This is a genomic window from Desulfonatronum thiodismutans (assembly GCF_000717475.1).
GTDB classification, from domain to species: Bacteria; Desulfobacterota; Desulfovibrionia; order Desulfovibrionales; family Desulfonatronaceae; genus Desulfonatronum; species Desulfonatronum thiodismutans.
Window position 1 is genome coordinate 69,290 of sequence record NZ_JPIK01000013.1, and the last position, 23,260, is coordinate 92,549.

Genomic DNA, 23,260 nt, shown 5'->3' on the forward strand with positions numbered 1-23,260 from the left:
AATTATTGTGTCGTGGGCAAAGGCGTGAGGCTTGTAGCCTCGGCTCGCGGCAAAGGTCAAATATCGGTTTGGGAGCCGGTCATCCCCGTCAAGGTCTGGAGCACCTCGACCATCAAGTGTTTGTCCCTGGGCAGCACCCTGTCAATCGTCACATTGAGGGGCACGGTTTCCGGGTTGCTGGTCAGGAGGATGAAGGGAATGTTGGCGTTGCGGCCCTTGGACGCGCGAATGGCCGCGACTACGGCCACCCCGTTGAGCCGGACCAGCTCCCGTGCCAGCACCGCGATGTCGAACTTTTGGCGCATCAGCAGCTCAATGGCCGCGATCCCGTCGTCCACCATGGCGACCTGTACGGGTTGATCCGTCAGGGCCTTGTTCAAAACCTGGCGCATGATGTTCGAAGGTTCGGCCATCAGCACCTGGATCAGCCGTTGCTCTTTTGGTTCCCGCAGGCGTTCCAACTCGGCTTCCAGAGCAGCGTAGTCCGGTTCGTCCTCGCCGGCCACATGCTGAACCTTTCGCAAGAGGTCAAAGTAGGCCAAGGCTTTGGAAATGCAGGTGCTCCTAAAGTTGCAGGTTTCGGCGGCCTCCGTGAGGTGGTTTTCAAGCTGGTGACAAATGGACGTGATGATGTGCAGCCCATGGGTTCCTCCCGAGCCTTTGAGGCTGTGTACGCCGCGGTAAAGTTCCTCGAACACTTCGCGGTCGTCGGGAGAACGTTCAAGTTCAATGACCTTTTGTTCCAGTCGATCGCATCGCTCTCCCATTTCGTTCAGGAAAGTCTGCCGCATCTGCCTAAGCAGGGCTTCGATCTTGTCCATGTTCATCTATCCTTTTGCATGTGGCCGGGACCGAGACAGACTTGGTCCCGGCCTCCGCGTTTGGCTTCATAGAGGGCTTCGTCCGCGGCCGACAGGAGGTCCGAGGCGTCTGGATACCGCGCGGCCGTGACCACGCCGGCGCTGAGGGTCACGGAGAAAACCTGGTCGTCAGCGGTGAAGCGAATATCTTTGAATCGTTCGCGAATATCGTTAAGCAATTCCAAGGCCGAGTCAGCCTCGCATCGGGGCAGGACCGCGGCGAATTCTTCGCCGCCGTAACGGCCGATGCCGTCGGTCTTGCGCAGCCGTTGCTTCAGCAGGTGGGCCAGAGCCTTGATGACCTGGTCCCCCACTGTGTGGCCATGGGTGTCGTTGACGTTCTTGAAGTGGTCGATATCCAGCATCGCTACGCACAGGGGCGTTTGGTCCCGCTTGGCCCGGGCGAACTCCACGGCAATCAGATCTTTGATTCGGGAGTGCTTGAGCAGGCCGGTCAGGCTGTCTTTGACCATCAGGTCGTTGAGTTGGCGCATCCGGGCAGCCCGCACGGAAACAGCGGCCACCAGATGATGGTCCGCGATGGGCTTGGTCAGAAAGTCGTCCCCGCCGCTGCTTAAGGCTGACAGTTGTCGGTCCCTGTCCGTTTCCGCCGAGAGATAGACGATGGGCAAACTGGTCCATTGCTCGTGCATCCTGATCACTCTGGCCAGGTCCATCCCGCTGTATCCGGGCATGGAAACGTCCATCAGAACCAATTCCGGTTGAAACTCTTTCATGACTTCCAGGATGCGTTTGGGAGCGGAAAGGGCCTTGGCTTCCATGCCGGCACCGCGAAGGACCAGGGCGTAATGGCTGGCCAAGTCTTCATCGTCGTCTACGATCAACAGCCGATACGGGAAGGTTTGGAGGTGCTTCACGGTCAGCTCCACCCGGTCGATGAGCTTGGGAATGTCCAGGGGCTTGAGAAAAAAGCCTTCGGCCCCGACCCGGGCGGCCTGGACCCGGACTTCGAAGTCGTCCTGGTCGGACAGGAAGATCAGCGGGCAGTGTAGGTCGTGATATACCGGGGACAAGGCGACCTGCTCGATGGTGTTCAGGCCGTCGGCATGAAAGGTCACATCCAGGATCAGCACGTCAGGGGGGCTGTGGAGCATGGCCTCCGCTGCATCAGGTAGTCGTTCGTAATGGTCGACCCGGTAGCCGAAGTGCCCGAAGGCCCGCTTGAGATTATCGGCGAGTTCCAGGTCGTCCTCAACGAGACAGATCTCCACGGATTCCTCTTGCCGTTTCGAGGCCGCGTTGGCTGGAAGCGAATCCGGGGCTTTTGTCAGAGGTGATTTTGGGGTTGTTTTTTGTGATGCTTCCGATGCTGTTTCCGAGACGGTTTGCATCGTGGGAACAAGGCCGCGCAGGGCATGGACCCCGGCATGCGCGGCCCGTGTTTCAGAAGATTCCGGATGTTCACCTTCCAACCATCTCTGGACGCGAATTTCCAGGTCACGGGCCGCCGCTCCCAATTCCGGGCATCCGAAGGTTCCGGCGGAACCGGCCAGCTTGTGCAGGGCCTGGTTCAATTCCTTTAATCTGGTGTTGCCCGTGTCGGTTGTATCCGGGGGGTGGAGAGCCTCCCGGCCAAAGAGCGTTTCGGCAAGACGTTCCAGTTCGGGGATATCAGTGTCCAGCCGTTGACGGAACATTTCCCGCAAGGCCCGGAGCTGGTCCTCAGCCGCGGCGGTTCTGTCCTCAGCCATGGCCTTGCTCCCAAATGGCCCGGACCTCTTCGCTCAGTTTCATGGGGTCGAACGGTTTGGCGATGACGCCCTTGGCCCCTTGGGCAAGATACTCTTGAACTTCCTGGGGTTGGACTTTGGCGGTCATAAAAACCATCGGAACGGCGGCCATGCCCGGCTGGTCCCGCAGTTTGCGCATGGTGGTCGGGCCGTCCATGCCGGGCATCATCACGTCCAGCAGGATCAGGTCCGGGTGGAAATCCTTCACGGAGTCCAGGGCTTCCTGGCCCGAAGAGCAGGCTTTCAGCGTGAAGCCCCCGACCATTTCCAGGGCGATTTTGGCCACGGCCTGAATGTCCGGCTCGTCTTCAACGTAGAGAATTTTTTGGAGCGTACGCATGGCGTGTGTATGGGGCGGAAGGGGAAAAAGGATGAAGGCGGCGGGGTTATGCCGACGATGGCGGCACCCTACGACGTTGCCGGATGTTTCTCAAGCCTGACGTCCAGCTTGCTTCGCTCAGTCTCAAGTTCCCTTCTTCATTCGTGGCAGGTCCACGTAAAACGTCGCTCCTCGGCCTTCCTCGGATTCGAAGCCGATCCGCCCGCCCATTTTTTCTGCCAGTTCTTTGGCGATTGCCAGCCCCAGACCTGTACCGCCCTGGGCGCGGGTGGTTGAGGAATCGGCCTGGGAAAATTTCTGGAAGATTCGTTCCTGAAAATCTTTTGGGATTCCTGCCCCATCGTCGTTGACCTGAATCCGAACCGTATTCTCATGTTCTAGGACGTCCACCCGGACAGTCCCGTCTTCGGGCGTGAACTTGACGGCATTGGAAAGAAAGTTGGTCAGGACTTGTAGCAGGCGCTGACCGTCAACGCGAATCAATACTCCCTCCTCGCGTCGACCCAGGACCAAGATCACCCGGCGCAGATCGGCCTGAGGCTGGCTGAGTTGGATGGCCTGCTCCACCAGGGGCATTGCTTCCTGGGTGCGTATCTCGAAGCGCATCTTGCCCGCGGCAATTTTCTCCATATCCAGCAGGTCATTGATCAGGGCGCCCAGGCGCTGACTGTTTTTATGGGCCACCTCCAGCATCCGGCGGGCCGTTTCCGGGATCTCGCCCAGAGCCCCTCCCAGCAACAGACCGATGGGGCCGATGATGGAAGTCAGGGGCGTTCGCAGCTCATGGCTGACCGTGGCCACGAATTCGTTTTTCATTCGCTCCATGCGCTTGCGCTCGGTGATGTCCCGGACCACGCCGATGAACATCTTGCCGTTGTTGCGGGTGATCTCGGAAACGGAAAGCTCCATGGGGAAGACTTCTCCGTTTTTGCGCTGGGCCACGACCTCGCGCCCGATGCCGATGACCTTGGTGGCTCCGGTCTTCATATAGGTGGCCACATAGCCGTCGTGCTCCGAGTGATAAGGTTCGGGCATGAGCATGTTCACGTTTCGTCCCAGGACTTCCTCCGCTGAGTATCCGAAAATACTCTCCGCGGCCTGGTTGAGAGAAGTCACGATGCGTTTTTGATCAATGGTGATGATCCCGTCGATGACGTTGTCCAGAATGGCCTGGGTGTGACGGCTGTTTTCGGCCAGGGCCAATCCGGCTTGCTTACGTTCGGTGATGTCCTGGACCGTCCCGATCAGGCGAACGGGGCGGCCTTGCTCGTCCTTTGCCGATGTGGCCAGCTCATGTACCCAGCGCACTTCTCCAGTGGGGAGAATGATGCGATGTTCGACGTCGTGACGACCCGTTTCCATGGCCCGGGCTTCGCTCTCCCGGACCAGGGGGACGTCCTCCGGATGGAGGGCTTGATTGAAGGCTTCCACGCTGGGGGTGAATGTCCGTGGATTTTGTCCGAAAATTTCGTAAATGGTTTCAGACCACCAGAGATTTCCGGTCAGCAGGTTGGCTTCCCAGTGGCCCAAGCGAGCTAGACGCTGAACCTCCTCTAGTCGGGAGCGTTGGCGGGCCAGTTCGGCCTCGGCCTGTTTGAGAGGTGCGTAGTCCCAGAGCCAGGCGCGAATGCGCTCTACGGATCCGGTGGGGCCGTATACCGGTCGGTTGTCGTCGCGAATCCAGCGATAGACCCCATTCTTGGAGCGGATGCGGTACACTCGTTCGAATTGACGGGCTTTTGAAGCGAGATGGCTCCGGACTTCATTTTCAAGCAAGAAAAGGTCGTAGGGATGAATGATATCCCTGAAGTGGAAGGAAGGGGCGAGGAGTTCCGAAGGCTGATAACCCAGCAACTCGGTAATGTTTGGGGTCGCCATCTCCACGGGCCACCCAGGGGCGGGGAGCCAGACGATCAGCACTACCGGGCCGTCCGAAAACAGATCGTGACTCTCCATAGGGCGCGACACGGACGGTTCTCCGGCGGGCATGAACTAACCCAGCCAGCGCTTGCGTCGACGGTAGTGCTTGACGTCGCGGTAGCTGCGTTTTTCTCCGCCATGGCCCAGGCCGAGGTAGAATTCCTGAACATCCGGATTGTTCAACAGGGACTCCGAAGAACCATCCATGACGATACGTCCGTTTTCAAGAATGTAGCCGTGTTGGGCGATGCTCAAGGCGGCCCGTGCGTTTTGCTCCACCAGGAGGATCGTCACACCTTCCTCTTGATTGACACGTTGGACGATGGTGAAGATTTCCTCCACCAGCAGCGGAGCCAGCCCCAGGGAGGGCTCATCCAGCAAGAGCAGTTTCGGTTTGGCCATCAAGGCCCGGCCAATGGCCAGCATCTGCTGTTCACCGCCGGAAAGATAGCCTGCAAGCTGTTTGCGGCGTTCCTGAAGGCGGGGGAAGTATTCGTAGACCCGCTTCAAGGACTCGGGGTACTCCGAGGCCGGACGGGTGAAGCCCCCGCAACGCAGATTTTCTTCGACGCTCAAGTCCTCGAAGACGCGCCGGCCCTCCATGACTTGAAAGATGCCCTCGCGGACGATCTTTTCGGGCAGGGTCTTGTGGATGGGCCGGTCCTGATAGATGACCGCGCCCTCGGTGATCTCGCCGTCCTCGGTGCGGATTAATCCGGATACGGCCTTGAGGGTGGTGGACTTGCCCGCTCCGTTGGGGCCGAGCAGGGCCGTGATCCGGCCCTGCCGGACCTTCAGGGAAAGGCCCTTGAGCACCAGAATGACGTCGTTGTACACGACCTCGAGGTTTTCGATTTTCAGCAGATCCATGGTGGTGGGTCAGGGTTCATGGTTTGACGAACGTGCCGTATAGCGTGGGGACGATTTCGCGAATCGCCCCCACGGAGAATTTTAATGCCCCAGCCACTCCGGACGACGCTCCAGCTCCTGTTCGGCCACCAGCTCCATGCGATCCTCAAAGAGCTGATAGAGGTACACGGTCATGTTCGGCCGGTGATCTTCCTCGAAAAAGCTGATCGGCGGGGTCAGCCCCAGTGGGTCGAAGTCGCGCAGGGTGCGGGACGCGTCCCGGATGGCCGGTCCGGTGATTTTGCCCTGCTCCGCGGCCACGCGGATGGCTTCGGCCATGGTGTACATGGAGGCGAAGCCGCGAATGTAGTGGATATTCTGATGACGGCCACCGGTGAGTTCCTCGATAACCTTCATGCCCGGCACGTCAGCGCCGTAAACAGCGGAAGTATGCAGTCCGTAATGGCCGTTGACCGCGGGACCGGCCAGCTTCAGGAGCTGCTCGTCGCTGCCCCAGATGTTGGTGATGAACTTGGCTTTCATGCCGATCTTCTGAGCGTCCTTGAGGATCACCGCGGTGGAGGAGATGGTCCCGCCCACCCAGACGTAGTCCGGGGCCAGGCGCTGCATGCGCAGCAACTGGCTGGTGGCGTCCATGTCTCCCAGGCCGACGTTGTCTTCGCCTACCAGCTCGAAACCCAGTTCCTGGGCAAAGGCCTTGATGCCCGGGATGGGCGCCAGGCCGTAGGGGTGGTTGGGATAGAGCAGGCCGAGCTTGATGGGGCGGTCCTCGGTCCAGTTGTCATGGAAGTACTGCAGGGCGGCCCGTGCCTGGGTGGTGTAGTCCGCGGCGATGAAGAAATTGTAGGGCGCGGTTTTCGGGTCGGTCAGGTGCGCGGAATAGGAGGCTGAATAGGTCGGGATCTCGTCCCGGGCCACGAAACGGACCAGGGCTTCCGTGTCCGCGGTGCCCCAGCCTTGCAGGGCCACGATGCCTTGGCCCTTGAAGCGGTTGTAGGCCGCGATGGCCTGCTGCACGTTATAGGCGTAGTCCACCTGGAGCAATTCGATCTTCTGCCCGGCTATGCCGCCTTGCTTGTTCAGGTGTTCGACGCAATGTCGAACTCCGTCGGCATACGGCCGGCCTACGTCGGAAGTGGGGCCGCTCAGGTCGGACAGTACGCCGATCTTGATTTGGGCCAGTCCCGGTGACGACGTGAACAGGATCATGGCCGCCGCCAGTGTGAAAAATCCTCGTCTCATTTCCATCCCTCCTTGGAATACGTGGAAAAAGGCTAATGCGCGAACGGATACAGCTTCCAGTAGGCCTTGATCAGCCGCCAGCGATGGGCCAGGCCTTCGGGCTCGAAGATCAGGAACAGGACGAGGATCAGGCCGAAGATGCCTTCGCGCAGGGCCAGGAAATACATGCTGATGTTGGGAAAGAAGGAACCGGCCAATTGGGCCAGAGCGCCCAGGAATTCCGGCAGCAGGGTCACGAAGACCGCGCCGAAGATGCTGCCCAGCACGCTGCCCAGGCCGCCGATGATGATCATGGCCAGGTACTGGATGGAGAGCATGATGTCGAACTGTTCCGGGGTGATGTACATGGTGTAGTGCGCCCACAGCCCCCCGGCGATCCCGGCCAGGAACGAACTGACCGCGAAGGCTTGCAGCTTGTAAGCAAAAAGGTTCACGCCCACGGATTCCGCGGACTGGTGAAAGTCCCGGATGGCCACGAAGGCCCGGCCGTGGCGAGTGCGCAGGATGTTGGCCACCAGCAGGACGCTGGCCGCGGCCACGCCGAAGGTCAGGTAGAACATCTTGGCGTCGTTATCCAGGGACATGCCCAGGATCACCGGCGCGTCCAGCCCCATGCCGATGGAACCGCCGGTGACCGATTCCCAGTGCAGGAAGACGTAGCTCAGGATCAACTGGGCGGCCAGGGTGGCGATGGCCAGGTAGATGCCTTTCAGGCGCAACGATGGGATGCCGAAGAGCATGCCCACCACCGCGGTGACCAGCCCGCCGAAGAGCAGGGCCGCGAAAAACGGCCACCCGGCCAGGGTGCACAGTCCCGTGGTATACGCCCCCACGCCGATGAACGCCCCGTGGCCCAGGGATATCTGGCCGCAGCATCCGGTGAGCAGGTTCAGGGCCACGGCCCCGATTACGGCGATGTTGATCATGTTCAGCATCGAGACCTGGTAGTTGCTCAGGAAAAACGGGGAGCAGAGCAGCAGAGCCAGGAAAACGCCCAGGCTCAGTTTCTGGAATCCGGTCTGGAAGAACCGGGTTTCCGAGGCGTAGGAGGTGTGGAAGAGTCCGCATTTACCGCGCATGGCCGACCTGCTTGAAAAAGATGTCTGAAATGTTCATGGGGTTAGACCCGCTCGATCTCATGGGTGCCGAAGAGACCATACGGTCGCAACATCAGGATGATCACCAGGACCACGTAGGCGGCGACCTCCTTGAAGCCGGGCAGGCTGAAGACCTGCTGCATGAAGCCGTCGGCCACGTTTTCCAGTACGCCGATAATCAGTCCGCCCAGGGCCGCGCCCAACAGACTGTCCAGTCCGCCGAGGATGACCGCGGGAAAGACCTTCAGCCCCAGGTGGCCCAGTTGGGCGTTGATTCCGTTGATGTTGCCCAGGATGATTCCGCCGATGCTGGACACCACCGCGGCGATGCACCAGGACAGGGCGAAGATGTTCTTCACGCCGATGCCCATGGACTGGGCCGCCTGCTGATCCATGGCCGTGGCCCGCATGGCGATGCCGGTCCGGGAATACTTGAAGAACAGCGAGAACACGGTGAACAGCAGGGCGGAGAGGACGAAGGCCGCGATGTACACCGGCGCCACCGGCACCCCGGCGATCCAGATCGGGTCCGTGGGCAGGATGGGCGGATAGACCCGGATCTGGGTGCCCCAGAACAGCTGGACCAGGGACTTGAGCACCGTGGACAGTCCCACGGTGACCATGATCACGCTGATGATCGGTTCGCCGATCAGCGGACGCAAAATCACCCGCTCGATGCACAAGCCGAGAATCACGGAAAAAAACAGGGTCATCAGAAAGGAGACCAGAAACGGCAGGCCCATCTGCACGGTCAGGGCGAAGCAAATATATGCCCCGACCATGACCATCTCGCCCTGGGCGAAATTCACAACCTTGGTCGCCTTGTAGATGATCACGAAACCCAGGGCCACCAGACTGTAGATGCTCCCGACAACGAGGCCGTTCACGAAGAGTTGAAGATAGTATTCCATGATTGATTCAGGCTGGAGGGTTTATGATCAAGGAGGCGGTCAGTCCACCGTGGCAATCTGAATGCTCCCGCACATTTCCCGAATCCGCCCGTCCTGGTATTGAATGGAGGTGGTCAGATTCATGCAGACGTCCGGGCCGTAGAGGGATTCGATGAGCGGCTGGTAGCGCTCTTCCACGACTTTGCGGCGCAGCTTGCGGGTCCGGGTCAGTTCACCGTCGTCCGCGTCCAGCTCTTTGAATAGCAAGGCAAAGCGCTTGATGCGGGTGGTCTCCGGGAGACCGGCGTTGATCTCGGCGATTTCGGTCCGGATCAGGTCGTATATCTCGTTCTTGGCGGCCAGATCCTGGTACGTGGTGTAGGTGAGCAACCGGCTCTCGGCCCAGCGGCCCGCGATTTCCGGGTCAATGCTGATGATCGCGGCCAAGTGGGGCCGATCCTTGCCCAGGATCACGGCTTCCCGGACATAGGGCGAGAATTTGAGCTTGTTCTCCATGAACTGCGGCGAGAACTGGGTCCCGTCGGCCAGGTGCATGACGTCCTTGAGCCGGTCGATGACCACGAGCTGGCCGTTGTCCTTGAAGAATCCGGCGTCCCCGGAACGCAGCCAGCCGTCCTGGATGGTCTCGTCCGTGGCCTCGGGGTTGGCGTAGTAGCCCTGGAACACGGCCGGGGAACGGGAAAGAATTTCGCCTTCCTCGGAGATGATGATTTCGGTTTCCGGGATGGGCTCGCCCACGGAGTCGAAGTCCACCCGACCGTCCGCGTGGATGCAGGAGATACCGGCGATTTCCGTCTGGCCGTAGATCTGCTTCAGGTTCACGCCCAGGGCGTGGAAAAAGCGGAAGGTGTCCGGCCCCAAAGCCGCGCCGCCGGTGGTGGCGGAGCGGATTCGGGAAAAGCCCAGCCGGTCCCGCAGGGCCCGGAACAGACCGGCATCGGCCAGAACCTTGCCCAGACGCAAGGCCGGGCCGGGTTTGGTTCCGGCCAGCAGGCACTCGGCGTAACGCGTCCCCATGGGCAGGAACAGATTATACAGGAAGCGCTTCAGCGGGCTGGTCTCCATGATCTTCACCCGCACCCGGGCTGCCAGGTTCTCCCAGACCCGGGGCGGAGAGAAGATCAGGTGCGGACCGATCTCCCGGATATTTTCCTGCACCGTGTCCGGCTCCTCCGGAAAATTGACGCAAAACCCGAACAGCAGGGCCGAGGCCACAGCCATCATCTGTTCGCCCATCCAGGCCAGGGGCAGGAAGGAGACGAACTCGTCATTGTCGTGCTTGGGGTCCACCCTGCCCAGGTTGGTGGCCATGGACAGCAGGTTGCGGTGGGAGAGCATGGCCAGCTTGGGCCGCCCCGTGGTTCCGGAGGTGGTGGCGATCAGGCAGGTGTCGTCGGGCTGGAGTTGGTCCACCCACTCGGCGAACTTGTTCGCCTCGGGTCGGCCTTGCTCACAAATCAACTCAAAGGGATGCAGCCCTTCTTCCTTGGAGCCGGACAGGCCCTTGGAGTCGTGATAGACCACATACTGCAGATGGGGCACGCGCTGTTTCAGGTCCAGCATCTTGTCCACCTGCTCCTGGTCCTCGGCCACGACCATCCGGCACTTGGTGAGCGAAAAGATGTACTCGATTTCGTCCACCGGCGCGTCCTGATACAGACCCAGGGCCATGCCGCCCAGGGACTGGATGGCCAGTTCGGCCCAGAGCCATTCCGGGCGGTTGTCGCCGATGAGCACCAGCACGTCGTCCTTGCCCAGTCCGAGCTTCTTCATCCCCGCGGCGAACTCCGAGGTTTTGCGCAAGTAATCGGCCCAGGAATACGGCTGCCAAACGCCCCATTCCTTTTCCCGCATAGCCGTTTTGTCCCCGAACCGTGCAGCGTTGTCCAGCAGCAACCGGGGCAGGGTTGTATCATAAGGGCGTTGGGAACGTTGTTCTTCCTGCATTTCGTCTTCCGTATCGTTCAAAGGCGATTCAGTCTTCGTAAGGTTCAAGGGGGGGGCTGCGTGGCTATCTTCCGACAAACGACGCATTGTCGCTGCCCAGGTAGGCGGCGACGACGTTCGGGTCGGCCTGGACCTGGGCCGGGGTGCCGGTGGCCAGGATTTGGCCGAAATCCAGGACGATCACTTGGTCGGAGATATCCATGACCACGCCCATGTCGTGTTCCACCAGGAGCACGGTGATGCCCCATTCCTCGTTGATGTCTAGGATGTAGCGGGCCATGTCCTCGGTTTCTTCCAGGTTCATCCCGGCCATGGGTTCGTCCAGGAGCAGCAGTTCCGGTTCTCCGGCCAGGGCCCGGCCCAGCTCGACCCGTTTTTGCACCCCGTAGGGCAGCTTGCCCGCCACCTGGTGGCGGTAGGGGGACAGGCCGAGAAAGTCGATGATTTCCTCGATGCGCTTGCGGTGCAGATCCTCGCTGCGCCGGGCTTTGCCCCAGTAAAACAGGGACGAAAGCAGGCCGTAGTCCAGGCGGACGTGGCGGCCGACCATCAGGTTGTCCAGCACGCTCAAGCCCTTGAATAGGGCGATGTTCTGAAAGGTGCGCGACAGTCCGGCCGTGACCCGGTCGTGGGCCGCCATGGGGAGCAGGTCGCGTCCATTTAGTGCGATTTTGCCCTCGTCCGGATGGTACCGCCCACTGATGCAATTGAGCATGCTCGTCTTGCCCGCGCCGTTGGGGCCGATGAGCGAGGCGATCTGGCCCTGCTCCACGCTGAAGCCGACATTCAGCAGGGCGGCCAGGCCGCGAAAGGTCAGGGTGACGTCACTGACTTCCAGCATGGCCATTTTTAGCACCATTCCTTGGCGAAATCGCAGGGGCCGACGACATGGTAGCCGCGTTCCAGCAAGGCCTTGAGAACCGGCCCTGGATCGTCCATCTGGACCCGAATGACCACCATCCGCTTATTGTTGTGATAAAACGTGGCCGTGGAGATGATGCTCACGTTCATGGCCGCGATGATGTTCGAGACTTCGGCGATGACCCCGGTGCGTTCCTCCACCTCGAAGACGATCCGCGATCCGCCCTGGGCCAGCCCCATTTCCTCCACCAGAACGTCGAGCATCACGTTGCGGTTGATGTACCCCAGCAGAACGTTTTTGGAGTCCACCACGGGCAATCCGGCCAAGTCCTTGTCGTACATGATCTTGGCCGCCTCCTCGATTTCCATCTGGGGCGGCACGGAGGGAATATCCTTGAGAATCAGCTTTTCCACGGTCAGCTTGGACATCAGGTAGTTCAGTTCGTGACGGCTGAGGGTGGTCACCGGCGAGGGTAGGGCCGAGCGAACGTCCTCCTTGCGCACGGCGCCGATGAATCGGCCTTTCTCATCCACCGCCATGAGCATCCAGAGGCGGTTTTCTTCCATGATCTTGTCCGCTTCCATCACCAGGGTCTTGGGGGTGATGGTGGGCATGTCCGTGAGCATTTTCAGTCCGACATACATGGCGGGATTCTCCTTGGGCTTGCGGAAAACATGGGTTGTGATTTTTCGCACTCAACGAAATGGAGCAGGCGATGGAGGTTTTTGTCCAATACTTGCTCCGTCAACGGCGATATGAAGGCATGAACGGAGTATTCGGCGTGCCGGTGTCGGCACTGATAGCCGCTCAAGCCGTTGGAGTCCAGCCGAGGTTGCGGGGGCAAGGAATCTGGGCAGTAACGGGCGGTCTTTTTCTCCCTGGACGATGCCGGAGGTTTCCAGTAAGGGGTTCCCCATGCACGAGATGTCAATTGCCGACGCCTTGATCCGGATCGTGGAAACCGAGATGGCCAATCACGGTCTGCGCACCGTGCAGCGGATAACCATCCAGCACGGAGCGTTGTCCACCATGGTTCCGGAGGCCCTGGACCTGGCCTTTGAGGCCATGACCCGAGGCACGGCCCTGGAAGGGGCGGTATTGGAGTATGAAAAAGTGCCGCTGTCTTTGCGATGCTCCAAGTGCGAAACGACGTTTTCGCCTGAGGTGCGGAGTCTGCACTTCGCCCCCTGCCCGTCCTGCGGCGAGGAGTTCGCGCATGCCGTGCTCACCGGCAAGGAACTGAACATCGCCCATATCGAAGGAGACACTTGATATCATGTCCAAAGCCATCCCCGTGATCCGGAATATCCTGGATGCCAACAACCGCCTGGCTGATCAGCTCCGCAACGTCTATGCGGAAAACAATCTTCTGGCCCTGAACCTGATGAGTTCGCCGGGAGCCGGAAAGACCTCTCTGCTGGAGCGAACCCTGAACGATCTGCGCGACGAACTGCGCATGGCCGTGATCGAGGGCGACCTGCAGACGGACAACGACGCCCGGCGAGTGGCCGCCACCGGGGCTCAGGCCGTGCAGATCAACACCGAGGGCGGCTGCCACCTGGACAGCTCCATGATCCTGGAGGCTTTGAAGCAGATGGACCTGGCGGCCTTGGACGTGCTGTTCATCGAGAACGTGGGCAATCTTGTCTGCCCGGCGGAGTTTGACCTGGGGGAAAAGGCCAAGGTGACCCTGCTCAGCGTGACCGAGGGCGACGACAAGCCGGAGAAGTACCCGATGATGTTCGCCCAGTCCAAAGTGCTGCTGCTGAACAAGATCGACCTGCTGCCCTACGTGGACTTCGACCTGGAGCGGGCCACCCGCTTCGCCCGCGCCCTGAACCCGGAAATCATCGTCTTCCCGGTTTCCTGCCGTACGGGAGAGGGACTGGAACCTTGGTATGCCTGGCTCAAGGAAGCGGCTCTGGCGGAACGCCGATAGCATCCTGCCAACGGCAACCAGTCGATGACATTTCCGGCGGGCTATCAGCCCGCCTTTTTCTTTTCCCACTCAAGGCGTGCGTAGACGTCCGGAAACAATCCTACTTCGTCGATGCGCACGTCCACGTAGTCTTCGCCGTTGCCAGGACCGATCAGCACCGTGGTCATGCCGAATTCCTTGGCTGTCTTCAGATTCAGGGCAATGTCCTCCACCATCACGCACCGCGACCCCGGGACGCCCAGTCGGCGCAGGGTTTCCCGGTACGGTTCCGGGTAAGGCTTGGGCCGGTAGGCCGCCAGCCGAACGTCGAAAATCTCCGTAAATACATCCCGCAGGCCAAGAACTGCCAGCACCCGCAGGGCATGGTTCAGGGAGCCGTTGGTCAGGACGACCTTGACCCCGGGCAGGGCGGACAGGGCCAGGGCCAGTTCCGGTTGGGGCCGCAGGACCGAGGCCACGTCCACGTCATGGACAAAGTCCAGGTAGTCTTCCTGATCCACGCCATGATGCTTGGCCAGTCCGACCATGGTCAACCCGTAGTCTTTCCAGTATCGGCGGCGCAACTCGTCCACCCGGTCTTCGGGAATGCCGGCCCGTTCATGCATGTATTGGTTGATCCGGGCGTCGATCAACGGAAACAACGAGGTTGACGCCGGGTAAAGGGTATTGTCCAAATCAAAGATGAACGCGTCCATTATGAGTCCTGATGAAAGTTTTGGTTGGCTGCTGAAGGAAATGGGGCTTGTCAGTCTTGAGCGGAATTGACAGTATGCATAGCCATTGATCAGGCGAACCTCAACCCGCTCAGGAGATCCGCACATGCGCATGCCGCGATTGACGATCTACGTCCTTTTTGCCGTGGCCGCCTTACTTGTTTGGCTTGGTCCCGCCCAAGCCGCATCCGTGGAAGAACAACGGAGGTTGTTTCTTCAGGCCGAAGAAGCATTGCGCAAAGGGCAACGCCAAGCCTACTTGAACCTGCTGCCCCGCCTCGACGGCTACCCGCTGACGCCCTATCTGGCCGCCACTGACCTTGAGCGAAGGCTCGGATCCGGATCGACAGCAGAGGTTCGGGCTTTTTTGAAGGCCTATGGTGATATCCCGGCATCGGATTCCCTGCGTCGGAAGTGGCTGCGGGAGCTGGCCAAACAGTCACGCTGGGCGGATTTTGTTCAGGACTATACCCCTCAGACCAATGAGGACCTTCAATGCCTGTATGGCCAAGCCCTGCTGGGCGCCGGAAAAACCGGGGCGGCCATGGAGCATGCCGGTGAGATGTGGCTGTCCGGGACATCCCGCCCAAAGAGTTGCGATCCACTCTTCGCGGCCTGGATGGGCAAGGGACTCTTGACCAAGGGGTTGGTGGTGGAGCGAATTCAGTTGGCCATGAACGCCGGACAGACAGGGCTGGCGCGCTACCTGACGCGGTTTCTCCCCCCGGAGGAACGCCCCTGGGTGGAGTACTGGTGCAAGGTGGACGAACGTCCCGGTCTGGTCCTGGAGCGCACTTGGAACGGGGTCCAAAGTGACTTCGTCCTCCCGGTGCTGACCCACGGCATGCGCAAGCTGACCCGTGTGGACGCCTCTCGAACAGCTCGGGACTGGGACCGGCTTCGCTTGCGCTACGGCCTGGAACGGGAGCGGTTCGCCGACATCGAGGTGGATATCGCCCTGTTCATGAGCCTGCGTTTCGAGGACGGGGCCGTGGAACGGATCGGGACTCTGCCCGTGGACCTGAGAAGTGATCGGCTGCGGGAATGGGGCGTGCGTGCGGCCTTGCGCCAACAGGATTGGGCGGCCGCCCTGACCAAGCTGGACGGGTTGACGAAAAGTCAGCAGCAAGACCCCAGGTGGAGATATTGGCGGGCGCGGGCCTTGGAGCAGACCGGATGGGCTGAACACGCCCTGGCCCTGTACCAGGATTTGGCCAGTGAAACGCACTATTTCGGCATGCTGGCCGCGGACCGCCTCGGACGGGCCTACGAGGTGGAGCATCAGCCCGTGGCCGTGACCGCCGAGATGCTGAACATGGCCAAGCAAGACCCCGGTTTACGCCGGGCCGTGGAATTTTTCGCCCTGAAGCGTTTCGGCCCGGGGCGTAGCGAATGGCAGCGGGCGCTGCCCCGGCTGGATGAAGGTGTTAAGTTGGCCGCGGCCATCTGGGCCAGGGAACTGGGGTGGCATGACCGGGCCATCACGGCCACAGTGGCTGCACGGCACCATACGGACTTGGAAATCCGCTTCCCCTTGCCCTATTCGTCCCAGATCATGGCCCAGAGTACATCTAAAAGCCTCAACCCAGCCTGGGTCTACGGAGTGATGCGTCAGGAGAGCCTGTTCATGGAAGACGTGGGCTCGTCCGCCGGCGCCCTGGGGCTGATGCAGATCATGCCCCAGACCGGTCAGCGCATCGCCGGGTGGCACGGAGAGCGGCTCGCCAACTCCCAGCTGCTGCTCCAGCCCGAGCGGAACATCCGTTACGGCACCACCTATTTACGCCGACAGCTGGACGATCTCCAGAACCACTACGCCCTGGCCACCGCCGCCTACAATGCCGGTCAACACCGGGTCAAAGGCTGGCTGCCCCAGGGCGGCGAACTCCCCGCGGACATCTGGGTGGAAACCATCCCGTTCAACGAAACCCGCAACTACGTGGAACGCGTCCTGTCCTACACCGCCATTTACGAACACCGCCTCGGCCAACCGCTGACCCGTGTCAGCCTCCGCCTCCCTCCGGTCCAGCCCCGGGACGGGGGAACTCGGGTGGCGGAAAGCGGGTATTGATTGAGTTTTGGGGAAAAGGAGAGTTGCATGCTTGAAGAATTCACAGTCACGGCGTTTTGGGATACGGAGGCCGGGGGGGTGGGTGGCGGAAAGCGACGATGTTCCCGGGTTGGTCACTGAAGCCGATGTCGCCAGCTTTAGCTGTTAACTGAAGCCACCGGCTTACAGCCGGTGGAGTATTCACTGCTTAATGTGGTGCAGTAATGTAAGGAGATGAGTTGATAGTTGTGTGTAGCCAGCATGGCCAATTTTTTTAAAAACGTTCTCGATAGTCCTGATGCATTGGGTATTTGCGGGATCTCGTGGTTCATTCAGTGGGGCTATGTATTTCGAGTCGATGTTTGTCCACTTTGAAAGAATTTTCTCGATTGGAATAGATGCTTGAATTTCAAAGAATGTTTGAGCAAGAAGGCTTTCCGAACTGATTGAGAAAGCCTTATGTTCTATATTTTGCTTTTTTGAGCCTAATACGTGAAGATGTGAGTAAAGTTGCTCGTATTTTTGTATGGTAAATTTATCTGAATATTGACTAACAACCTTTTCTCTTGCTTTTTTTTGCATTGAAATAATTTTTTTGGTTTTTTTTTAACTATATCGCTTTTTTTATGTATTTTTTTGCATATTCGATGTGCGTTTTGTAGAGAAGCCAACCATTTTTTTCGTGATCTACAATAGTATCCATAGCCCCATCTGCTGAAACAATCGGTATGCAACCAGACGCCATTGCTTCAACACAAGCAAGGCCAAATGCGTCTTGGACTGAAGCTAGGAGCATAACGTCAGCTTTTTGATAGAGTGTTTGCATTTTACTGCTCACACCTAGCTTTTTTAATCTTCCTTTATGGCTTTCTTCTCTTGAAAATCCTGCTCCAACAATCCATATTTCTATGCGAGAATCAATGTTGAGGAACTCTTCAGCAACTTCGCTTAGACAGAAGTGCATTTTTTTGTTTTTCCTCGAAACTTGAAGAATAACAAATCTATCTTCATCTCTTATTTCTTTTAAATAATTATATTTTTTTATATCTATTCCATTCGATATGATTAGTGTTTTGTTTTTATTTGGCTGGAATCTCTGTACACTCTCTGAAACACAGACCGTGATGTCGATGTTTTGCATTCTTTGGCCTCGTTCGCACTGGTGCATAATTTCGACAACTATCGGTACGTTCGATATTCTTGCAGCATCGCAAACTACAGGGTCAAAGCCTCCATTAAATTGTACAATATCTGCTTTTAAAAAAAAATTTTTCAAAATTTCATATCTATTTTCCAGAGGAACATAAACATGGTAAGTGTTTTCAGGTGGAATCTGATTATCTGTAATGCTTGTGTAGCAATACGTTAGATCAAATTTGTCGCGGTCGATTTTTGACCAGAGAAGGTTGTCCATCGCGGCAATGCCATTACCTTGCCCGAGAGAAAGGGTGCACGCGACTATTCTGATTTTATCGGCGCTCATGGGGTTTCAACGTCAGATTGAACAGGCGGGATTGGCGAAAAAAGCGGTGTGGATGGCGGTGACGGCCTTGTGCAGGTCGGTTTCGCGGACGATGAAGTAGAGGGCGGCTGGGGAAGGGCCGAAGGCGATCATTTCGATGTTCACTTGGCACTGGGCCGCGGCGCTGAAGCAGGCCGCGGCGATGCCGGGCTTGGTGGACAGGCCCTTGCCCACCACGGCTATCAAGGCTTTGTTCGTGCTTTTTTCCAGCTTACGATAGGGGCGGGGATGCAGGTTGGCCAGGGCCAAGGCGGCCGGTTCCAGGTCCCGGCGGGAGAGCAGCAGGCTGATGCAGGTCTGGGAGGTGACCACGGACTTGATGTTTACTCCCCGGGCGGCCACGGAAGCGGCCACCTCGCCCAGAATGCCGCGTCGCTTGCCCACTCCCGAGGCATGCACCTTGAGAATGGCGATGTCCGTGGTGTAGGCCACGCTCTTGATCACGCCGGGAGCGGCCTTGCCCCTGGCCGTGATCCGACTGCCGACCTTGTCCGGCCTGAGGGTGTTGGTGATGACGATGGACAGGCCTTTTTTGCGCAGAGGCTCCACGGTCCGGGGGTGCAGGATTTTTGCTCCGAAGTAGGCTAGTTCCGCCGCTTCGTCATAGGACAGCTCCGGGATCAATTTGGCCTGGGGCACGAATTTCGGGTCCGCGCTGAGGAAACCGTCCACGTCCTTCCAGATTTCCAGCACGTCCGCCCCGGAAATGGCCGCGAACACGGCCGCTGAATAGTCGCTGCCCCCGCGTCCGAAGGTCGTGGTCTCCCCGTCTGCGTTGATGCCGTAAAATCCGGGAATGATGGTGATCTGTCCGCCGTTGAGGCGGCAGGCGAGCCGCTCCTGGAAATTATTTTCTGACGGAACCAGAAGGGCCGTGGCGTCTCCGAACTTGCCGTCCGTGATCACGCCGATTTCTTCCGGCAGCCGACAGGACGCCTTGCTTCCCCGGGCATTGAGGATCGCGGCCAGGAGTTGGGCGCAGATTTTTTCGCCGAACCCACTGATGGCGTCGACCATGCGCGGGGTGACGTCCTTGGTGTAGTGCAGGCCGTAGAACAGCCGTTCCAGGCGGGCCAGGGTTTTGCCCAGCTCGCGGGAGTAGGCCCGGACGTCCTTGTCGTCGCGGATCAGATACCGGGCCACCAGCATGTGCTTGTGCTTCAGCCGGTCCATGACCCGGCCCACCGCTTCCTCCTCGGCCACGGCCTGGGGCATGGCCTCCAAAAGCAGGTCCGTCACGCCGCCCAGGGCCGAAACCACGATGATGTTGCCTTGGCCGCGGGTGACCAGCAAGTCCAGGATGGCGGCGATGGTTTCCTTGCCGTTCAGGCACCCTCCGCCGATTTTGATGACTTTCATGCGCTAACGTCCGGGCTCGTCGGCTCGAAGTGGCTGGTGCGCTCCACCGGAATGAATCCGGCCTGGGAGATGACTTCCATGATCTGGTCACGGGTCATGCCCTTGGGGGTCTCGGCTCCGGCGGCGTGGCCGATACGTTCCTCGACAATGGTCCCGTCCAGGTCGTCCGCGCCGTACCATAGGCCCATCTGGGCAGCCTTGATCCCGGTCATCACCCAATAGGCCTTGAGGTGCCGGACGTTGTCCAGAACGATGCGGGACACGGCCAGCATCCGCAAGATGTCCAGGCCGTCCGGCCCTTTGGCCTGGAGGTCGTTGTGCCGGGGCTGATAGGGCAGGGGGATGAAGCACATGAAACCGTCGGTGCGGTCCTGCAGGTCCCGCAGGGCCAGGAGGTGGTCCAGGCGGTCGTCCCAGGTTTCGATGTGGCCGAAGAGCATGGTGGCGTTGGAGCGGATGCCAAGTTCATGGGCCAGCTCGTGTATTTCCAGCCATTTTTCGCCGGAAACCTTTTCCGGACAGAGTTTGGCACGCAGGGCTGGGGAAAAGACCTCCGCGCCGCCGCCGGGCAACGCGTCCAGGCCGGCGGCCTGGAGGTCCCGGAGCACTTGGCGCGGGGATATTCCGCCGCGCTGGGCCAGAAAGGCCACCTCTACGGCGGTGAAGGCCTTGACCGAGGCGGTGGGGCGGGCTTGCTTCACCGCGCTGACCAGGTCCAGGTAGTATTGGTAGGGCAATTCCGGGTTCAGGCCGCCGACGATGTGGATCTCCCGAATCGGCTCTTCGCCCCTAGACCGGACTCTTTCAGCGGCCTCGTCCACGGTTAAGGTGTAGGCGTCCTCGTCCCCGACCCGGCGGCTGAAGGCGCAGAACCGGCAGGCGTTCTGGCAAATGTTGGTGTAATTGAGGTGCTGGTTGTAGACGAAATAGGCGTTTTGGCCATGCAGTTCGGAGCGCCGGGCCAGGGCCAGCCGTCCCAGAACATGGATGTCGGCCTCCCGGGCCAAGGTCAGGACCTCGTCTCGACTGAGCCGGGCATTGCCGACTACCTTTTCAATGATGCGGTCAAGCACGTGGGATTCTCCTCGCCGCGTTCATTTCCCGAAGCCGCTCACCGAAAGACCCACAAAGGGCCTTGAACGCGAAGCTCTTCTTCCACCGAGCCGAGAATTTTTTTCCAGAGTGACTGGTCTCGCTTCGGATCTTCAATGAGGTCGACGCGCTCGTCGATCTCGGCAATGGACCGCAGCAAATCCAAAGCCTCCTCTTGGCCGCCGATGGCATCGATCAGCCCGAGTTCCAGGGCCTGTAAGCCGGTCATGATCCGGCCGTCGGCGATTTTTTCTACCTCTTCCAGGGGCATGTCCCGGCCCTGGGCGATATCCCGCGTGAACTGGCCGTGCATGTCCATGACCACGGCCTGAAGATAGGCCCGTGTCTCCGGAGTCAGCTCCTCAAAGGGCGTCACGGCGGACTTGAACTCGCCACTGGCCAGGGACTCTCGTCGGATGCCCAGCTTTTCCATCAGTCCCTGGAGGTTGGTCAGTTCCATCCGCACCCCGATACTTCCGGTGAGGGTGCCCGGATTGGCCATGATTTGATCCCCGGCCACGGCCACGTAATAGCCGCCGGAAGCGGCCACCGCCCCCATGGAGACGACCACCGGCTTGCGCTCAGCTAAACGTTGCAGACCTCGATGCAACTCCTGAGACGGACCGACCACCCCGCCGGGCGAGTTGATCCGGACCAAGACGCCCAGAACCGTGGGATCCTCGCGTAAGCGGCGAATCCAGTTCAGGTCGTCCGTGGGGTCCAGAATCATCCCCTCGATGTGCACCACGCCAATCTTGGGACTGGAAAAGGCCAGAAACGCGCCGGGGTGCTTCTCGGCGTAAGAACGCCAAACGGCCATGGCCCCGGAAACCAGGGCCACGGCCGTGAACATCAACAGTAATCCAAAGAGAAATGGATGACGCTGACTGAAGCTGGATTTAGTCTTCAGATGTTCCTTCCTCGATATTTTGCCGGATCAAGTCGCCCAGGTTGGTGCTGGCGGCCTGGGTGGAGGCTCCGACATTGCCATGGAATTCGCGACCTTTCTTCAATTCGTCCTCTTCCAGGGCCTTAATGGACAGGCCCAGGCGGCGTTCATCCGCGCTAACGTGGATGACCCTGGCCTGAATGACCTGATTTTCCTGGAACAATTCACTGGGCTTCTTGATCTTTTTCCGGCTGACCTCGGAAACGTGGACCAAGCCTTCAATGCCTTCCTCGACCTCGATGAACAGGCCGAAGTCCGTGATGTTGGTCACGGTGCCGGAAACGGTGGAGCCCACGGGATAGCGCTGGGGTACCAAAGACCATGGGTCTTCCGTGAGCTGCTTGACGCCCAGGGTGAATTTCTCGCTGTTCTTGTCCACGGTGAGCACTTTGGCCTGGACAACGTCGCCGACCTTGTACATCTCGCTGGGATGGCGGACTTTCTTGGTCCAGGAAATGTCCGACACGTGGATCAGGCCGTCGATGCCGTCCTCGATGCCCACGAACATGCCGAATTCCGTGATGTTCTTGATGGTGCCTTCAAGCACGGTGCCATCCGGATATTTCTCGCCGACCACGTCCCAAGGATTGGGCGCAACCTGCTTCATGCCCAGGGAAATGCGCTTCTTTTCCTGATCCACGCCCAGGACGATCACGTCCACGGCATCGCCAACCCGGACCATCTGGGAGGGATGGCGCAGCTTGCGGGTCCAGGACATTTCGGAGATGTGCACCAAGCCCTCAACACCGGGCTCCAATTCCACGAATGCGCCGTAATCCACCAAGTTGGTAACCTTGCCGGTCAGGCGGGTGTCTTCGGGAAATTTGGCCGCGATGTTGGTCCACGGATCCGGGACCAGCTGCTTCAGGCCCAGGGAAACTTTCTGGTTTTCCTTGTCGAAGTTGAGAACCATCAGTTCCAGATCGTCGCCGATTTGGACCATTTCCTTGGGATGGCGGATGCGCTTCCAGGCCATGTCCGTGATGTGCAGCAGGCCGTCCAGTCCACCGAGATCGACGAACACGCCGTAGTCGGTGATGTTCTTGACCTTGCCCTCAATCGTCTGACCTTCCTCAATATTCTGGAGCAGAGTCTGACGCATGCTGTCGCGTTCTTCCTCAAGCAGGACACGGCGGGACACAATGACGTTGCTGCGACGGCGATTGACCTTCAGAACTCGGAATTCGAAGTCCTGGCCAACCAGGGCGTCCATGTCCGGTACCGGTCGCAGATCCACGTGGGAGCCGGGCAAAAAGGCTTCCACGCCGTCCACGTCCACATGATAACCGCCCTTGATGCGTTTGGTGATCGTCCCCGTGATAACCTCGTTGGAATCCAGGACACCCTCAAGCTTGTCGAACAGCTGCATCCGCTTGGCTTTTTCCCTGGACAGGAGAATCGAGCCTTCTCCTTCATTTTTCTTGATCACGTAGACGTCGATCTTGTCGCCCATCTTGATCGTGAGATTTCCGTCCTGGTCCTTGAATTCCGCGGCCGGAATCTGACCCTCGGACTTGAAGTTCACGTCCACCAGGATGTGATCCCCGTCGATTTTGACAACCTCACCTTGAACGATGCTTCCTTCATCGACATCGCCGAAATCGTCGTTCAAATACTGCTCCAGCTCCGCCTCGAAGTTGAGTTCCATCTCCTGGTCGAACTGATCCTGCGTCTCGTCTGTTGTGTTGGTCATTGTGTTCCCCCTGAACCTTGTCCTACGACAAAAATTTTTTGCTACGCCCTAGCAGAACAATCCAGCGTTGACAACTGTAGCCACCTTCGTCGTTCCGGCAAATCGGTTCTCGTATCTCATCCGCGCCCTTGAAGTAGACCGAC

21 protein-coding genes are annotated in these 23,260 nt (G+C 59.3%); 4 read left to right on the top strand and 17 right to left on the bottom strand.

The annotated features are described in order from the left end of the window. Positions 1-56 precede the first annotated feature (56 nt). The 11 genes from GY33_RS0110365 to GY33_RS0110415 all read right to left on the bottom strand — a co-directional run bounded on the left by GY33_RS0110365 (position 57) and on the right by GY33_RS0110415 (position 12,444). A complete protein-coding gene (locus tag GY33_RS0110365) occupies positions 57-821 on the bottom strand; it encodes a response regulator (RefSeq protein ID WP_031387273.1) in 765 nt (254 codons plus the stop codon). A gap of 2 nt (positions 822-823) precedes the next feature. Next, positions 824-2,572 (bottom strand): diguanylate cyclase, encoded by a 1,749-nt coding sequence (locus GY33_RS0110370; RefSeq protein ID WP_031387274.1) that lies wholly within the window; start codon positions 2,570-2,572, stop codon positions 824-826. Beyond that, positions 2,565-2,951 (bottom strand): response regulator, encoded by a 387-nt coding sequence (locus tag GY33_RS0110375; protein WP_031387275.1) that lies wholly within the window; start codon positions 2,949-2,951, stop codon positions 2,565-2,567. The genes GY33_RS0110370 and GY33_RS0110375 overlap by 8 nt, the downstream gene beginning before the upstream one ends. Positions 2,952-3,074: 123 nt before the next feature. Then, a complete protein-coding gene (locus tag GY33_RS0110380) occupies positions 3,075-4,919 on the bottom strand; it encodes a PAS domain S-box protein (RefSeq protein WP_161788466.1) in 1,845 nt (614 codons plus the stop codon). Between the two features lie 24 nt (positions 4,920-4,943). Then, positions 4,944-5,741, bottom strand: a complete 798-nt coding sequence (locus tag GY33_RS0110385) for an ABC transporter ATP-binding protein (RefSeq protein ID WP_031387277.1) — start codon at positions 5,739-5,741, stop codon at positions 4,944-4,946. 81 nt (positions 5,742-5,822) lie between these two features. After that, the gene (locus GY33_RS0110390) at positions 5,823-6,983 is read right to left on the bottom strand and encodes an ABC transporter substrate-binding protein (RefSeq protein ID WP_031387278.1); all 1,161 of its coding nucleotides are present in this window, start codon (positions 6,981-6,983) and stop codon (positions 5,823-5,825) included. A 32-nt stretch (positions 6,984-7,015) separates the two neighbouring features. Next, positions 7,016-8,062, bottom strand: coding sequence for a branched-chain amino acid ABC transporter permease (locus tag GY33_RS0110395; protein ID WP_031387279.1), 1,047 nt, complete (start codon positions 8,060-8,062; stop codon positions 7,016-7,018). A 41-nt stretch (positions 8,063-8,103) separates the two neighbouring features. Continuing rightward, positions 8,104-8,991, bottom strand: coding sequence for a branched-chain amino acid ABC transporter permease (locus tag GY33_RS0110400; RefSeq protein WP_031387280.1), 888 nt, complete (start codon positions 8,989-8,991; stop codon positions 8,104-8,106). Between the two features lie 39 nt (positions 8,992-9,030). Continuing rightward, the gene (locus GY33_RS0110405) at positions 9,031-10,938 is read right to left on the bottom strand and encodes an AMP-binding protein (RefSeq protein WP_031387281.1); all 1,908 of its coding nucleotides are present in this window, start codon (positions 10,936-10,938) and stop codon (positions 9,031-9,033) included. 64 nt (positions 10,939-11,002) lie between these two features. Further along, entirely contained in the window at positions 11,003-11,785 is a 783-nt protein-coding gene (locus GY33_RS0110410) for an ABC transporter ATP-binding protein (RefSeq protein ID WP_031387282.1), read from the bottom strand. A gap of 2 nt (positions 11,786-11,787) precedes the next feature. Further along, a complete protein-coding gene (locus tag GY33_RS0110415; protein ID WP_031387283.1) occupies positions 11,788-12,444 on the bottom strand; it encodes a CBS domain-containing protein in 657 nt (218 codons plus the stop codon). A 271-nt stretch (positions 12,445-12,715) separates the two neighbouring features. On the opposite strand from GY33_RS0110415, the gene hypA reads away from it, so the two are divergent. Continuing rightward, positions 12,716-13,072, top strand: coding sequence for a hydrogenase maturation nickel metallochaperone HypA (hypA, locus tag GY33_RS0110420; RefSeq protein ID WP_031387284.1), 357 nt, complete (start codon positions 12,716-12,718; stop codon positions 13,070-13,072). Between the two features lie 4 nt (positions 13,073-13,076). After that, positions 13,077-13,739 carry a hydrogenase nickel incorporation protein HypB gene (gene hypB / locus GY33_RS0110425; RefSeq protein ID WP_031387285.1) on the top strand — a complete coding sequence of 221 codons (663 nt, stop codon included), beginning with the start codon at positions 13,077-13,079 and terminating at the stop codon, positions 13,737-13,739. A gap of 44 nt (positions 13,740-13,783) precedes the next feature. Here the strand turns inward: hypB and GY33_RS0110430 are convergent, their stop codons facing one another. Then, the gene (locus GY33_RS0110430) at positions 13,784-14,434 is read right to left on the bottom strand and encodes a pyrimidine 5'-nucleotidase (RefSeq protein ID WP_035271853.1); all 651 of its coding nucleotides are present in this window, start codon (positions 14,432-14,434) and stop codon (positions 13,784-13,786) included. Positions 14,435-14,558: 124 nt separating this feature from the next. On the opposite strand from GY33_RS0110430, the gene GY33_RS0110435 reads away from it, so the two are divergent. Together GY33_RS0110435 and GY33_RS21975 are read left to right on the top strand one after the other, a co-directional pair. Further along, a complete protein-coding gene (locus GY33_RS0110435) occupies positions 14,559-16,523 on the top strand; it encodes a transglycosylase SLT domain-containing protein (protein ID WP_051822507.1) in 1,965 nt (654 codons plus the stop codon). A 31-nt stretch (positions 16,524-16,554) separates the two neighbouring features. Beyond that, on the top strand, positions 16,555-16,671 hold the full coding sequence (locus tag GY33_RS21975; protein ID WP_200874862.1) for a DUF1902 domain-containing protein: 117 nt from the start codon (positions 16,555-16,557) through the stop codon (positions 16,669-16,671). Between the two features lie 441 nt (positions 16,672-17,112). Here the strand turns inward: GY33_RS21975 and GY33_RS0110440 are convergent, their stop codons facing one another. Genes GY33_RS0110440 through GY33_RS0110460 form a run of 5 tightly spaced genes read right to left on the bottom strand, consistent with a single transcriptional unit; the run spans position 17,113 to position 23,117 of the window. Beyond that, entirely contained in the window at positions 17,113-17,985 is an 873-nt protein-coding gene (locus GY33_RS0110440) for a glycosyltransferase family 4 protein (protein ID WP_031387288.1), read from the bottom strand. 12 nt (positions 17,986-17,997) lie between these two features. Next, positions 17,998-19,383 (bottom strand): aspartate kinase, encoded by a 1,386-nt coding sequence (locus GY33_RS0110445; protein ID WP_031387289.1) that lies wholly within the window; start codon positions 19,381-19,383, stop codon positions 17,998-18,000. Further along, entirely contained in the window at positions 19,380-20,456 is a 1,077-nt protein-coding gene (mqnE, locus tag GY33_RS0110450) for an aminofutalosine synthase MqnE (protein ID WP_031387290.1), read from the bottom strand. Before mqnE ends, GY33_RS0110445 begins: the two co-directional genes overlap by 4 nt. A 38-nt stretch (positions 20,457-20,494) precedes the next feature. Beyond that, entirely contained in the window at positions 20,495-21,328 is an 834-nt protein-coding gene (gene sppA, locus GY33_RS0110455; RefSeq protein ID WP_051822508.1) for a signal peptide peptidase SppA, read from the bottom strand. 46 nt (positions 21,329-21,374) lie between these two features. After that, complete coding sequence (locus GY33_RS0110460) at positions 21,375-23,117, bottom strand: 30S ribosomal protein S1 (RefSeq protein WP_031387292.1); 1,743 nt, start codon at positions 23,115-23,117, stop codon at positions 21,375-21,377. Positions 23,118-23,260 lie beyond the last annotated feature (143 nt).

Coding starts and splice junctions, on each gene's coding strand:
- GY33_RS0110365 (WP_031387273.1), bottom strand. CDS start 821: ATGGACAAGATCGAAGCCCTGCTTAGGCAGATGCGGCAGACTTTCCTG.
- GY33_RS0110370 (WP_031387274.1), bottom strand. CDS start 2,572: ATGGCTGAGGACAGAACCGCCGCGGCTGAGGACCAGCTCCGGGCCTTG.
- GY33_RS0110375 (WP_031387275.1), bottom strand. CDS start 2,951: ATGCGTACGCTCCAAAAAATTCTCTACGTTGAAGACGAGCCGGACATT.
- GY33_RS0110385 (WP_031387277.1), bottom strand. CDS start 5,741: ATGGATCTGCTGAAAATCGAAAACCTCGAGGTCGTGTACAACGACGTC.
- GY33_RS0110390 (WP_031387278.1), bottom strand. CDS start 6,983: ATGAGACGAGGATTTTTCACACTGGCGGCGGCCATGATCCTGTTCACG.
- GY33_RS0110395 (WP_031387279.1), bottom strand. CDS start 8,062: ATGCGCGGTAAATGCGGACTCTTCCACACCTCCTACGCCTCGGAAACC.
- GY33_RS0110400 (WP_031387280.1), bottom strand. CDS start 8,991: ATGGAATACTATCTTCAACTCTTCGTGAACGGCCTCGTTGTCGGGAGC.
- GY33_RS0110405 (WP_031387281.1), bottom strand. CDS start 10,938: ATGCAGGAAGAACAACGTTCCCAACGCCCTTATGATACAACCCTGCCC.
- GY33_RS0110410 (WP_031387282.1), bottom strand. CDS start 11,785: ATGGCCATGCTGGAAGTCAGTGACGTCACCCTGACCTTTCGCGGCCTG.
- GY33_RS0110415 (WP_031387283.1), bottom strand. CDS start 12,444: ATGTATGTCGGACTGAAAATGCTCACGGACATGCCCACCATCACCCCC.
- hypA (WP_031387284.1), top strand. CDS start 12,716: ATGCACGAGATGTCAATTGCCGACGCCTTGATCCGGATCGTGGAAACC.
- hypB (WP_031387285.1), top strand. CDS start 13,077: ATGTCCAAAGCCATCCCCGTGATCCGGAATATCCTGGATGCCAACAAC.
- GY33_RS0110430 (WP_035271853.1), bottom strand. CDS start 14,434: ATGGACGCGTTCATCTTTGATTTGGACAATACCCTTTACCCGGCGTCA.
- GY33_RS0110435 (WP_051822507.1), top strand. CDS start 14,559: ATGCGCATGCCGCGATTGACGATCTACGTCCTTTTTGCCGTGGCCGCC.
- GY33_RS0110440 (WP_031387288.1), bottom strand. CDS start 17,985: ATGAGCGCCGATAAAATCAGAATAGTCGCGTGCACCCTTTCTCTCGGG.
- GY33_RS0110445 (WP_031387289.1), bottom strand. CDS start 19,383: ATGAAAGTCATCAAAATCGGCGGAGGGTGCCTGAACGGCAAGGAAACC.
- sppA (WP_051822508.1), bottom strand. CDS start 21,328: ATGTTCACGGCCGTGGCCCTGGTTTCCGGGGCCATGGCCGTTTGGCGT.
- GY33_RS0110460 (WP_031387292.1), bottom strand. CDS start 23,117: ATGACCAACACAACAGACGAGACGCAGGATCAGTTCGACCAGGAGATG.